The following is a 13,308-nucleotide window of genomic DNA, read 5'->3' as shown; positions in this document are numbered from 1 at the left end:
ACCCCCAGCGAACAGTTTTTATACCCTAAACATCCTACTTTCTTGATAGGGTTGGCGGAAGCCTTAAATATCCCCCATATCAAAACTAACACTCAGAGTGATACAAAGAGGTGAGAGTATGAAGTTCACGGTTCTCAAGCTCAACCTAAATGAAAATAAAGTGGAGAGCGAGGAGCTGGAAAAAGAAGGAATCTACGGAGTCATCGACTATGGAATCGAGCTCCACGAGAGCCTTAGAACTTATGAACTCAAGCCATATGATCCAGAAAATATTGTCATCATGGGAATGGGACCCTTTGCTGGCTCGACACTTCCCGGAGCTCACAGGCTGATGTTCTTCTTCCGCTCACCGCTCTATGGAACGCTCTTCCCCTCAGCCATGGGTGGAGCGGCCTACGCCTTCAAGAATGTCGGGGTTGACTTCGTCACCTTCGAAGGCAAAGCAGAGAAGCCCGTCGTGGTACTCCTCTATAACGACGGCGAAAACGTCAAAGTCGAGCTTCACGAGATTGAGGTTGAGAAGGTCGTCGAAATCTGGCGCGGCTACAAGGACGAAGAGGGTGTCTATGCCCTCACTCAGTATCTCATTGACACTTTCGGCGAGAAGTTTCAAGGCATGGAGTACAGAATAGCCGTCGTTGGCCCGGCGGCCCTGAACACCAACTACGGCGCGATATTCTCCCAGGCGTTGAGGAACGGTAAGAGGCTCGTTGGAAGCGAGGACTGGGCCGCCCGCGGTGGTTCCGGAAGCGTTCTCCTCAGGGCACACAACGTGGTCGGCATAATCTTCGGAGGAAAGCCAAAGAAGAAGGCCTTCCCAGAAGAAGACATCTCCAACTTCAAGATCGCCAAGACCATCGTTGAGGGCGTCCACAAGAAGTCATACAATGAGATTATCAGCGAGAAGACAACGAAGTACCGCTTTAACCCGAAGCTCAACACTGGTGGAACCTTCGGTGGAAACTATCCCGCGGAAGGCGACTTTGTCCCGATACTCAACTGGCAGATGCCGTACATACCGAAAGAGGAGCGCATAAGGATCCATGAAAACATCATGAAGCACTACTGGGAGCCCTTTAATGAGGAAGCCATCAAGACTAAGAACTGGACGACCTGTGGTGAGCCGTGCCCAGTGGTCTGTAAGAAGCACAGAAGGGGCCACCACGTCGAATACGAGCCCTACGAAGCCAACGGCCCGCTCAGCGGAAGCATAAGCCTGAGGGCAAGCGACATAAGCGTCCACGCCGTTGATGCCATGGGCTTCGACGCGATTGAGTTCGGCGGGACAGCAGCGTGGGTACTTGAACTGGTTCACCGCGGTCTGCTAAAGCCGGAGGAGGTTGGCATCAGTGGAAAGCCCGAGTTCACCAAGGAGGCCCTCCTTGAGCGCCCGGTCGAGGCGAGTGAGGTCAATGCTAAGCTCGTGGCCGAGTTAGCGCACCGCGTTGCCTTTGCCGAAAATGAGCTAGCGAGGATAATTGGCTTCGGCAAGAGAAAGGCAAGCAAGATACTCGACGAGAAGTTCAAGGACAGGCTCAAGTACGGTGAGAGCTTCAGGGACTATGGCGTGTTCGTCCCGCTCGGCGAGGACGGTGAGATGACGCCGACGATGTACTGGGCCATAGGCAACTACATCCCGCTACCTATTCAGGGAAGGTACTGGACGTTCTACCAGTTCGGCGTCTTCCTTGAGCCGGACGAGCTGGCGAGCAAGATAATAGCGAGCGCACTCTGGGAGTTCTGGTACGACAACGTTGGCTGGTGTCGCTTCCACAGGGGATGGATGAAGCCTGTCCTTAAGGCACTCTTCATGGACGCCTACGGAGAGAACGTCGACATGGAGGAGCACGCGAAGAAACAGATAAAGCGCCTCATTGAGTTCGCAAAGAAGGCCGGATATATTCCAGTATTCTGGGACAGCATGCGCGTCATTGATCTGGTCGCTGCTGGCAGTGAGGAGTTCGGCAACGAAAAGTGGGCGAAAAAGTTTAAGATAGATAAGGTTGGCACGGCGAAGGAATACCTTGAAAAAGTGCTCAATGAGTACAGCGAGATGCTTGGTGTGGAGTGGAGGCTCTAACAACTTTCCCTGTTATTTTAACTGTTAAGTTCTCGACAAAGAACAACCCTTATATTTTTCTCCCAATATCAGCTTTTCAGGTGAGATAGAATGAGGGCAGTGGTTATAGGCTCCGGAATCGGCGGACTGCTAACCGCATCATTCCTGGCTAAAAACGGTCACGAAGTTACTGTCCTTGAAAAAGCACCCTACATCGGGGGAAGATGTACAAACCTAAACTACAAAGGCTTTGGTCTCTCAACTGGAGCGTTCCACATGATACCCCACGGCGAGGATGGGCCTTTGGCCTACCTCCTCAGGCTCCTCGGTGCAGATGTTCAAATCGTGAACTCCAATCCAAAGGGCATGATCTTCTACGAGGGGAGAACCTTCTCCTACCGTGATGGCTGGAAATATCTCAGCCTCACTGAGAAGGCTAAAGCGACAAAGCTCCTGCTCGACATCAAGCGCGGGAAGCTGCTCCATAGAGAAGAAGCCGAGATGAGCGGCCGCGAGTGGATACGCGAGAGGATTGGTGACAACGAGTTCGTTGACCTCTTCATCAAAAGCTTCCTCGGCTGGGCCGACAGCGTTCTGGACGTTCCAGCGATTGAGCTGGCAAAGGAGATAAAGGCCGCTTTGAGATGGGGTGGGCCTGGCTTAGTCAAGGGCGGCTGTAAGTCCATTCCAGAGGCACTCTCATCGATAATCAGGCTGAATGGGGGAAGAATCCTCACAAGAAAGAAAGCGGTGGATGTTGATGTCGAGGCTAAGAGAGTCATCACAGCCGATAATGAGGAGTTCCTCTACGATGTGCTGATTTCCAACATCGGTATAAGGGAGACGGTTGAGCTCATTGGAAGGAACAACTTCGATAAAGACTACCTCAAGCGGGTCGATTCTCTCAAGCCCAGCGAGGGAATAAAGTACAACGTCGCTTTGAAGGGAGAGACCAGGATTGGAAACACTGTCGTCTTCACCCTCGACACGGAGAGGATAAACGGCTACAACGAGCCGAGCTCGATAAGTCCAGAGCTCGCTAAAGAGGGATACACCCTGATAATGCTCCACCACGCTTTGCAGAGCAGAAACGTCAAGGCCGAGCAGAAGAAGGGCATCGAGGACATCCACAGAATCTTTCCGAACCTTGACAAGGAGGGCGAGATACTGCTCGTTCAGACCTACCTCGGCGGGAACCCCGTGAACAGGGTCGCTAGTGGCCAGCTCGTCGAGGACTTTCCGATTGAGAACGTTTACGTCGTTGGCGACGCCTACAAGATGCCCGGCGGAATAGAAGTTGACGGCATAGCCCTGGGCGTCATGAGGACGCTCGAAAAGCTCGGCCTCGAAAGCTTCTCCGAGTGGTATCTCTGAATTTCCTACCCATTTACCGAAACGCTTTTTTACAATTCATTCGTACTATGAAACGTGGTGAACCATGGAGAAACTCTCCGCCCTTTTGATCCTCATGCTCATCTCATCTATGTGGTCAACGGGAACTAGTCCACCGGCCAACGATGCCCAAAATTTCGCTCTCAACGTCCTTGGCACGGAGTACTATACGAACTCAAGCTCCCTCGGTGAGCTCCTCAACTTCACCAGTGATAAGCTCTCGGAGTTCGCCTCGAACAACATCACCAGCGATGTTCAGTACCGGGACCTGATGAAGTTTCTCGCTGGGATGGGCATCTACGAGAGCACGAGAATAGCCCTAATTGAGATCAAGGAGTACTACATCGCCAGTAAGGACATTAAGGAAGTTATGTACGACCCGTTCCTCGGCCTCGACAAGAGATGGGCGCCGATGACCGCCAAGACAACTGATGGAAAACTAGACGTTGCGTTTTCCGTCGGCACATGCGGTATCTACCCGCCCCTCAACCCGGTTTACGGGTTCAACTTCGACCGATGGCACTTCCTGAGCAGGGTCTTTGACCAAGGAGCCTACCTCTTCAACGGCACCTACGTGCCCTACAGGTGCAACTGGACCATCGATGAGACCGCCGGGGAGGTTCCGGAAGACGCAGTGATCTACAACCAGACCCTCGGATGGATAAGCCCCCACCCGGGCGAACGCTACGAGGTGGCGATAACCTACCGCTGCGGCTTTGGGGAGTGGCACAACGGAGTCAAAGGAAGCATAAACGACACCAAGAACTTCATTGCCTTTCTCTACGCCTGGGCCTACCGAGACTTTCCAGGCGACCGGTACTACGAGGAGAAAATCGCGACCGACGAGACAGTCTTCCCCAACGTCCTCGGCTTCAGGTTCGACGAGAAAGGCTACACGGTTTACCTCAAGAGCAGAGACCCACTCGTCAGCGACCTGCTGGCGGAGAAGTATCTGTTCTATCCGACCATGCCGTGGGAGATGTACTGGGCGATGGGTGAGCTCGCCGCGAACGAGTACCACTATGGGATATGGAACATCAACTACACCCTCATACCTAAGGAAGAACACCACTTCTACCCGGAGTGGGACATGCCGATAGACCTTGCCGACGAGAAAACTCTGAAAGACCTCTCAAGCGTCATTGAGGATATCCTCGAAGGGAAAGCCCCCAAGTTTCCCGGAATAGACTGGAACTCAGCTTATGGGAGGCTTGGGGCGGACCTCGAGTTCTACCGCCGCTATGGCCACATGCTCATAGGCAACGGCCCCTACGTGTTCACGGAACTCGACGCCCCGAATATGATATATCGCCTGGAAAAGTTCGAGGGCGAGAGGGAAGTGCTCGGAAAACTCCTGCCGGCTGAAGGCACCCCTAAGGTTATGGTCTGCTATGGAATGCAGAACCCCCGGACGGTTCTCCAAGACATCCTAAACGGAGACCTCGACCTCTTCATGGACCCCATGCCGGCGGATTACTACCGCGACCTTAAGTGGTACGAGGGAAAGGGACAGCTCAAGCTTTATCCCAAGGCGGAGAACCGCTACGGGCTCGTTCTCAATCCAGCTCACAACGGAAACGCTCCCCTCGTGGTGGAGGGCGATAAAGTCTACTTCAACCCCTTCGCAGTGAGAGATGTTCGCCTTGCACTCAACTACCTCGTCAACAGGAGCTATCTTGCCGAGGAGATCCCCTGGTCGGTCCCTGCCTTCGACAACCTCGGGCCGGTTCACCCCGGCGAGAAAAACGTGAGTGGAGTTTACGAGCTCTTCAACCTGAGTGAAGCGGGAAACTGGAGCTATGGGCTGGAGCTCTTCGAGGAGGGCATGGAAAAAGCAAAGCTAGAACTGGAAAAGCAGAATCACACACTGGAGAAGATAAACGGAGCGTGGTACTTCGACGGAGAACCCATGGAGATAATACTCTTGGTGGACAACACCCCACGCTACAACCCAATGGACGAGAGCATGTGGATAAGTCAATACATCAGTAAAGTCCTTGAAAAACTAGGGTTCAGGGTGAAAAGGGAGTTCTGGGACATCTACAAGGCCTACTATGAAATCTACAAGAAAGAAACGTTCTGGCACGGCTACATAATCCGTTTCTGGGGAACCACCCCTCACTGGACTTCGAAGCCTATATTTGAGCCCCGGCACTTCCTCAACCTAACCACCAACATCACCCTCTCAGAGTTCCTGAACTACCTCGCAGAAATCAATGGCTTTGTCCCGAGGGAGCGGGAAGATGAGGACTTTACCTTTGCCAAGTTCTCCCACCTTTTCCCGAACCTTTTTCCAGTGAACAGGACTGGCTCCTAACGAACGTTTTTATTCTCCTAAGCGTAGATAGGCATCTGGGGGGTGAAGCTTATGAAGAGGGTAGTCATAGCTCTCGGCGGGAACGCGATTCTTCAGAGAGGTCAAAAGGGTACTTACGAGGAACAGATGAGCAATGTTATGAAAACTGCCAGGCAAATAGTCGATATAATCCTCGATGGCGATTATGAGGTTGTAATCACCCATGGAAACGGTCCTCAGGTCGGTGCCCTTCTCCTCCATATGGATGCTGGACAGCAGATTCACGGCATTCCAGCCCAGCCCATGGACGTTGCCGGAGCGATGACTCAGGGCCAGATAGGATACATGATCCAGCAGGCGATAAGAAACGAGCTGAAGAGGAGGGGCGTGGAGAGGCCCGTCGCCACCATAGTCACCCAGACGCTCGTTGACAAAAACGACCTGGCTTTCCAGAACCCGAGCAAGCCGGTCGGCCCGTTCTACGACGAAGAAACCGCGAAGAAGCTGGCCAAAGAGAAGGGCTGGACTGTCATCGAAGACTCCGGAAGGGGCTGGAGGCGCGTTGTGCCGAGTCCGGACCCGATAGGTCACGTCGAGACCCCTGTGATTCAGGAGTTAGTTGAGAAGGGATTCATAGTTATAGCCAGCGGTGGCGGTGGCGTTCCCGTTATCGAGGAGAACGGAATGCTCAAGGGAGTTGAGGCCGTCATAGACAAAGACCTTGCCGGAGAGAAGCTCGCAGAAGAGGTAAACGCCGACATCTTCATGATTCTAACCGACGTGAACGGTGCGGCGATAAACTACGGAAAGCCCGACGAGAAGTGGCTCGGAAGAGTTACCGTCGAAGAGCTCAAGCGCTACTATGAGGAGGGCCACTTCAAGAAGGGCAGCATGGGGCCAAAGGTTCTCGCCGCTATACGCTTCGTCGAGTGGGGCGGCGAGAGAGCGGTTATAGCCGCGCTGGACAGGGCCGTGGAAGCGCTTGAAGGCAAAACCGGGACTCAGGTCATAAAGGGCTGAACCAAAGCCTATAAATATCTCTTCTTCCTTCTCTATTCGGTGGTAACATGGCTGATGCAACAACTGGATTCTTCGGCTCGCTCCTGTGGTGGCTGTTCTTTCTCTACCTGCTCCTCTGGCCCCAGATGCAGTACAGGGGGCTACAGATGGCAAGGGCTAGAATACTGCAGAGGCTCTCCAGAAAACGCGGCTCAACGGTCATAACGATGATACACAGACAGGAGAGCGTTGGGCTCTTCGGAATCCCGTTCTACAAGTTCATAAGCATCGAGGACAGCGAGGAAATTCTCAGGGCCATTAGGATGGCGCCGAAGGATAAGCCAATTGATCTGATAATCCACACCCCTGGAGGCCTCGTGCTAGCGGCAACCCAGATAGCCAGAGCACTGAAGGATCATCCAGCGGAGACAAGGGTCATAGTACCCCACTATGCTATGAGCGGAGGAACACTCATAGCGCTCGCGGCTGACAAAATAATAATGGATCCGCACGCGGTTCTTGGACCTGTTGATCCACAGCTTGGCCAGTATCCAGGGCCGAGCATAGTTAGAGCCGTCGAGAAGAAAGGCCCCGACAAGGTGGATGATCAGACCCTGATTCTGGCGGATGTGGCTGAAAAGGCCATAAAGCAGGTCAGAGACCTCGTCTTCGACCTCTTGAAAGACCGCTATGGAGAGGAAAAGGCTAAAGAACTCGCCCAGATACTGACCGAGGGCAGGTGGACCCATGACTATCCGATAACATACGAACATGCCAAGGAACTCGGTCTCCACGTCGAGACAGGCGTCCCTGAGGAAGTGTATGCTCTTATGGAGCTCTATAAGCAGCCAATGAGGCAGCGGGGTACTGTTGAGTTTATGCCGTACACCCAAAAGGGCGAGAACCCCTAAAGGCTTCATTTTTCCTTTACTTCCATTCCTTTTTTGAACCAGCCCCAAAGTTTTAGCCAAAAAGTTTTTATTTACTCTCGCCGTTCACCTACCAGATGTTTGGAGTAAGTTTATAGACTGTTCTAAAAAGAGGGAAGGGGAAGAGAGATGCAAGTGAAAGTGGACCCAGAAGAAATTAAGAGGATCAAGAGGGAGATTGAGGCCCTGGAAAAGGAGAGAAACGAGATAAGGGCCAAACTTGAGGAGCTCGAAAAAGAGCTTCAAATCTGGATTCAGAAACGAGATGAGAAGAATAACGAGGTAAAACAGCTCCGCCAGAAAGGCAGGGAGTATAAAGCCAAGAGGGATGAAATCAACCAGCAGATTCAGGAGCTGAAGAAAAACCGCGAGGAGATCAATGCGAAGCTCGACCTCCTCTACCAGGAGATACTCGAGTACAGGACCAAGAGGGACGAGTACAACCAGCTCAGAAGACTCAAGATGCCACCCGAGAAGATACAGGAGCGCATAGAGAAGCTTGAATGGGAGCTCCAGACCAACCCGAACATAACCCCAGAGCGCGAGAAGCAGATCGTCGACCAGATTCAGGTTCTCGCAACCGAGCTCGAGATAATCCAGCAGGCTGGGAGGTTCCACAACAAGCTCGTCGAGACTAGGAAGAAGGTCGACCAGCTCAAGAAGGCAAGGAGAGCCATCAGCATGGAGATCCAGAAGCTAGCCAATCAGAGCCAGCAGTTCCACGAGCAGATGATAAAGGCCTTCAACCAGGCCGACGAGATCAAGAAGGAGGCCGACGAGTACCACCAGAAGGTCGTCGAGCTCCGCGAAAAGATCAAGGAAGTCAGGAAGGAGCTCCGCGAGATCGAGAGGAAGATAAGAGAGTACGACGAGAAGCACAAGGAGCTCATTGCCTACAGACTCGTCGCCAGGATGCGCGCCAAGAAGGACGCCAGCTTCGAGAAGGCGGTTGAGGCACTCGAGAAGTTCAAGCGCGGCGAGAAGCTCACGCTGGACGAGCTGCTGCTCCTCCAGAGGTACAACCTCGTCTGAGGCCTGACCATGGAGGTACTCAGGCACGAAGGCCCTGGAAGGCTGGGTCTCGTAAGGCTGGGAGAGTACTCCTTCAGAACTCCAGCTTTGGCAGGGATAGATTTTACCCTCTCCCCGTTCAATTCCTTCTTCCACCCCAAAGAGCCGGGTGATTATGACTTCAACCTTGCTCCGGCAATACCTCTCGGCTTCTACACGCCGGACGAGGTTATCCAGAAGACCATAGGAAGGCTCTGGAGCATAAATTATGAAGGATTCAACGCATTCTATCTGCCCGCACTCCGCCGGACGGAATACCTGCCAGAGTTCTTTAAAATAATCGAGCGCTATGGTTTTGAGGCAGTTTACCTCGGCAACTCGAAGATTCTTATCAGGGAATACCGCCACTTCGTGAGAATTTTAAGGGAAATCCGCGAGAGGTTTCCCAACATCATGATAATCGCCGATTTGGAACCATTCTTCTATCCACTGGCGGTTTATCTTGGTGTTGATGCCTTCGACACCCGTTCGCTCAAGCTCTACGACTTTGAGGGCAAGACCTTCACTCAGTACAGCCCCTTCATCTGGAAGGAAGGCGGGAACTCTCTTGACTCCGCCCGTGAGACAATCCTTCTCGTCAGAAAGGCCCTCGAAGAAGGCAAGCTCCGCTATCTGGTTGAAAACTTCTTCCCAACGCAGTACAACGCGGGCATTCTCAGAATAGCCGATCTGGAGCACGGCGATTACCTCGAAAAATACACACCGATCCAGAAGGAGACGGTCTACTTCATCAGCGACGCCTCGATAAGGAGGCCTGAGGTAAAGCGCTGGCACTCCCGCGTGGTTGAGCGCTTTGTCCCGCCGAAAAACACCGGACTGCTTCTCCTCTTCCCCTGCTCGGCCAAGAAGCCCTATTCATTCTCGCGCTCCCACACGCTCTACCGCAAAGCTGTGAAAGAGGCGCTCGGCTCTGGCATTGCCAAAGTCCATGAGCTTATCCTTACCTCACCCTTCGGCGTCGTCCCGAGGGAGTGGGAGTGGCTGGCCAAGTACGACATAGTCGTCACCGGCCACTGGAGTGAGGAAGAGATTAAACCAGCGGCAGAGCTCCTCGCGAAGACGCTGGAGAAGTACCCGAAGGACGTTCCGATAATAGCTCACCTCGACGAGGCCTACGTCGAGATAGCCAAGATGGCCGCTGAAATGACAGGCAGGGAGATAATCTTCACCCGTGTTGAGAACGGGACCACGAGCAAGGAAAGTCTCAGGTCACTGACTGAAACCCTTAGAGAGTTCGAGCTTGAAGGAACAAAGGAGGACAGGACATACCGCTACTTCGAGGGCATAAGGAAGGTCTTTGACTTCTATTTTGGTATTGGCGCTGGAGAGGCCGTCCTGCCAGATAAAGGCCAGGTTAAGGGCTCCAAGATGCTTCGCCTCTTCGTCGACGGCCAGCAGACGGGAACCTACAAGGACGGCGTGATAAGCGTGACGCCCTTCGGCATGCAGAGGATTTATGATGCAACCAAGTCCTACTGGGTGAAAATAGACTTCGACCTTCGCGGTGATGTCTTCGCAGTGGGTGTTGGCGAGGCCGATGAGAGAATCCGCCCAGATGATATAGTAGGTATCGTCAGGGACGAGAAAGTCGTCGGTGTCGGCAAGGCCGTCCTCAGTGGCGAGGAGATGATCAGAGCTAAGAAGGGAGTTGCCGTGAAGGTAAGGAAGAGGGCGTAAGCCCTAAAAACCCTCTTTTCTATCTTCCCCACATGCCCAGACACTTCAAGCGTGGTGTCAAGAGGGAGCACCACTTTCTCAAAGGCCTTGAAAAGCCCCTCGAAGAGATAGCGGCCATTCCTGGAGTTAAAAAGGTAATTCCCGGGAGGATCTACTCGAGCGACTCAAGGGGCTTCGAGATAAAGGTCTCGCGGGAGACCCCGACGGGGCTGAAGCTTATAGCGAAGAGCGATGGCTCAGTTCAGGATGTCTTTCTTGTCGTTGACAAGGCTGACAGGGAGAGAGTCTGGAGGGAAATCGAGAAGCTGAGTGAGAGATGGAAGAAGATTTAAAGCTCCACCTTCCCCTCGAAAAACGCCTCCAGCTCCTCGTCGCTGATGTCCCCAGCATCATCGATGTATCCAAGATCTCTCTTCTGAATGTCTATGAGACCCGGTGTTAAGAGCAGCTTTCCGTCCAACTTCGGTATCGCATAGTGCAGCGTTATCTCGCTGAATTCGTCGAGCTTTATCGTTGGATTCTCCTCATACTCAATCTCCTCCAGCTTTTTACCGTCTGCTATGAGCTTGGCAACTATCGAAGCGCCATCTATGGAGTACTGCGGCTTTCCTATGTGGCGAACCTTCACTCCCTCCATACGCGATGTTATGAATTCCTTCGTTCTGCCGCGCGGCACAGCGTCGCCGAGAATTCCACCGACTACTATCATGGTGTCCCCGTCGATGTCCTCGGGCTTGAGCTCCTCCTCGGCCTGGAGGTCGAGGACGATGATTTTCGAGCGGTCAAAGGGAAACTTTGTGACGCTCTCAGTGATGACACCCCCGAGCTTTGCCAATCTCTCGCGCTCGTCCTCGCGAACGTTGGTGAATATCAGCCTGTCTCCCCACCACTCCGCAACGTGGCTGTACTCCAGCCAGAGCCAGTCACTTATCTCCTCGAGATGCTCAATGATCAGGTACGGCATTTTTCTCACCGATGGGGCTAAGGCCGAGTCTCTTAAAAGCCTTGCTTGTAGGCAAGAATGTCCAGCAACGGTTTTAAGCACAAAAACTCCAGCAAATCCCATGAGCTTTCGGGAGAAGTACGCCAAGCTTGGTGAACGCTATAACTTCCTCGAAAAACCTCTCGAGAGGTTCTTCTGTCCGCTGAGACAAAAGGCTATAAGCTTTGTTAAGGGAAGAACTCTTGAGATAGGCGTCGGTGTTGGCAAGACCCTTCCCTACTACCCTCCAGACGTTGAGCTCCATGCAGTCGATGCTGTGCCTGAGATGGTCAAGATAGCAGAGAAGAAGGCCAGAGAACTCGGTCTGAACGCCCGATTTTATATTATGGACGCTGAAAAACTGGAGTTTCCAAGCGAAAGTTTCGATACCGTGATTTCATCCTTTGTCTTCTGCACTGTGCCAAATCCAGAGAAGGCTATGAAAGAGATTTACCGAGTCTTAAAGCCCGGCGGCAGGGCAATATTCCTGGAACACACGAAGAGCGAGTGTAAGTTCCTAAACTGGCTGTTTTTAAAGCCTCTAGACCTCTTCCTCGGCTGGCTCATAGAGGACAACACTCTAAGGGAGACGCACAAACTCGTTAGAAAATACTTTGAAGTCGAACACGAGGAAAGCCACTATCGGGGGATTGTGAGGCTAATCATTGCAAGGAAGCCAGAAAACCAAAGTAAAGCTTTTAAGCCCAGGGGAACTTAGTATTAAACGCGCGGTGGTAGTCTAGCCTGGTCTAGGACACCGGCCTCCCAAGCCGGTGACCCGGGTTCAAATCCCGGCCACCGCACCATTCTCACAAACTTCGCCTTCGCGACGTTGATGCCTTGCCTCGCCGCACGAGACAACATCTCCGCTGAGCTTGATCAGGGTTCGCATGTCGTTTTTAACTGTCTAGTTTTTAGGGGATTTGTCTTTATACAGTCAGTTTTTAGTGTTTCACGATAAATTTAGCGCCCAAAGGAAGTTAGGAGAAAGTGAGACTCGTTTTATTGGCTTGTTTTGAGTCAAGTCCATACTGGACTTGCAATCTTTAAAGGACATGCAAACTCTTCTCTGACAAGTTGGGAAGTTTGCTTCTTTGATTAAACTTTGCAAAGCAAAGTTTGCTTTGTTTCAAATGTTGAAACTTCGTCTCAACACATCGGGATGCTTCGCCTCTCACGAAGCGTTGACAGAAAACTTGGGTGCGATTCTAAAATGCTTGTTTTCAAGAGGGTTCACTTTTCAATTATCGATTTGTGATGTTTCACTCTCCAAAAGGCGTCCGAAGGACGCCAGAATAAGGCATAAAACTGCTTTAAAGACGCACCTTTTCAAAATTAACCCCTACTTCCAGCGAAGTTCTAAGAGTGCACGCTCTAAATCTACGACACCAAAAATGAGAAAGAAAATTTTCGCGAGCCTTTCTCAAAGGCTCTACTTCAGCTTCTCGAGGATTATGGCAGGGCAAACCTTGGTGACGCCGTTAAGTTTACCTATCTTGTTGGAGATTATGTCTGAAAGGTCCTCTCCGTCCTTGGCCCAGATCTCGGCCATTATCATGTGGTCACCGCTCGTGAGGTAGACGTTCCTCACGAACTCGAACTCCTTGAGCTTGTTTGCGACCTCGAATATCTTCTCAGGGAGTGTGTCAACCCCAGTAAGGCTGACGAGGTTGTAACCGAGCTTTGACGGATCAACCACGATGGTGTACTGCCGTATAACCCCAGCCTCCTCGAGAGCCTTGACCCTTTTCCTGACGGCCGTCTCGCTGATGCCCAATACCTTCGCTATCTCCGTGAACGGAGTGCGGGCATCTCTGGTGAGCATGTCGATTATAATCTTGTCCCTTTCATCAAGCATTTTTCATCACCTCTATCTTATGTTATGCAGACCAAGTATATTAAG

11 protein-coding genes and 1 tRNA gene are annotated in these 13,308 nt (G+C 52.2%); 10 read left to right on the top strand and 2 right to left on the bottom strand.

Annotated features, from left to right (window positions below):
* Window positions 1–118: 118 nt before the first annotated feature.
* From gor to E3E32_RS08440, 8 genes are all read left to right on the top strand, one after another.
* A complete protein-coding gene (gene gor, locus E3E32_RS08475; protein ID WP_167731354.1) occupies window positions 119–2,080 on the top strand; it encodes a glyceraldehyde-3-phosphate:ferredoxin oxidoreductase in 1,962 nt (653 codons plus the stop codon).
* Window positions 2,081–2,170: 90 nt separating this feature from the next.
* Complete coding sequence (locus E3E32_RS08470) at window positions 2,171–3,433, top strand: NAD(P)/FAD-dependent oxidoreductase (protein ID WP_167731353.1); 1,263 nt, start codon at window positions 2,171–2,173, stop codon at window positions 3,431–3,433.
* Between the two features lie 64 nt (window positions 3,434–3,497).
* Complete coding sequence (locus E3E32_RS08465) at window positions 3,498–5,768, top strand: ABC transporter substrate-binding protein (RefSeq protein ID WP_167731352.1); 2,271 nt, start codon at window positions 3,498–3,500, stop codon at window positions 5,766–5,768.
* A 51-nt stretch (window positions 5,769–5,819) separates the two neighbouring features.
* A complete protein-coding gene (arcC, locus tag E3E32_RS08460) occupies window positions 5,820–6,767 on the top strand; it encodes a carbamate kinase (RefSeq protein ID WP_167731351.1) in 948 nt (315 codons plus the stop codon).
* Window positions 6,768–6,814: 47 nt separating this feature from the next.
* Entirely contained in the window at window positions 6,815–7,657 is an 843-nt protein-coding gene (locus E3E32_RS08455; RefSeq protein ID WP_167710913.1) for an ATP-dependent Clp protease proteolytic subunit, read from the top strand.
* A gap of 147 nt (window positions 7,658–7,804) precedes the next feature.
* Window positions 7,805–8,707, top strand: coding sequence for a coiled-coil protein (locus tag E3E32_RS08450; protein ID WP_167731350.1), 903 nt, complete (start codon window positions 7,805–7,807; stop codon window positions 8,705–8,707).
* A gap of 9 nt (window positions 8,708–8,716) precedes the next feature.
* A complete protein-coding gene (gene arcS, locus E3E32_RS08445) occupies window positions 8,717–10,423 on the top strand; it encodes an archaeosine synthase subunit alpha (protein ID WP_167731349.1) in 1,707 nt (568 codons plus the stop codon).
* Between the two features lie 32 nt (window positions 10,424–10,455).
* Window positions 10,456–10,755 carry a DUF2103 domain-containing protein gene (locus E3E32_RS08440; protein ID WP_167710916.1) on the top strand — a complete coding sequence of 100 codons (300 nt, stop codon included), beginning with the start codon at window positions 10,456–10,458 and terminating at the stop codon, window positions 10,753–10,755.
* Here E3E32_RS08440 and E3E32_RS08435 read toward each other — a convergent pair.
* A complete protein-coding gene (locus tag E3E32_RS08435) occupies window positions 10,752–11,387 on the bottom strand; it encodes a hypothetical protein (RefSeq protein ID WP_167710964.1) in 636 nt (211 codons plus the stop codon). The two genes, E3E32_RS08440 and E3E32_RS08435, sit on opposite strands and share 4 nt — an antisense overlap.
* Window positions 11,388–11,487: 100 nt before the next feature.
* On the opposite strand from E3E32_RS08435, the gene E3E32_RS08430 reads away from it, so the two are divergent.
* Window positions 11,488–12,123, top strand: a complete 636-nt coding sequence (locus tag E3E32_RS08430) for a class I SAM-dependent methyltransferase (RefSeq protein WP_167731348.1) — start codon at window positions 11,488–11,490, stop codon at window positions 12,121–12,123.
* 10 nt (window positions 12,124–12,133) lie between these two features.
* Window positions 12,134–12,211 (top strand) — tRNA-Gly (locus tag E3E32_RS08425).
* Between the two features lie 626 nt (window positions 12,212–12,837).
* Here E3E32_RS08425 and lrpA read toward each other — a convergent pair.
* Complete coding sequence (gene lrpA, locus E3E32_RS08420) at window positions 12,838–13,263, bottom strand: HTH-type transcriptional regulator LrpA (protein WP_167731347.1); 426 nt, start codon at window positions 13,261–13,263, stop codon at window positions 12,838–12,840.
* Between the last annotated feature and the right edge of the window lie 45 nt (window positions 13,264–13,308).

Source organism: Thermococcus sp. GR6 (assembly GCF_012027415.1).
GTDB classification, from domain to species: Archaea; Methanobacteriota_B; Thermococci; order Thermococcales; family Thermococcaceae; genus Thermococcus; species Thermococcus onnurineus.
Note: the sequence above shows the minus strand (reverse complement) of the source record. Positions and strands in the feature narration are given on the sequence as shown.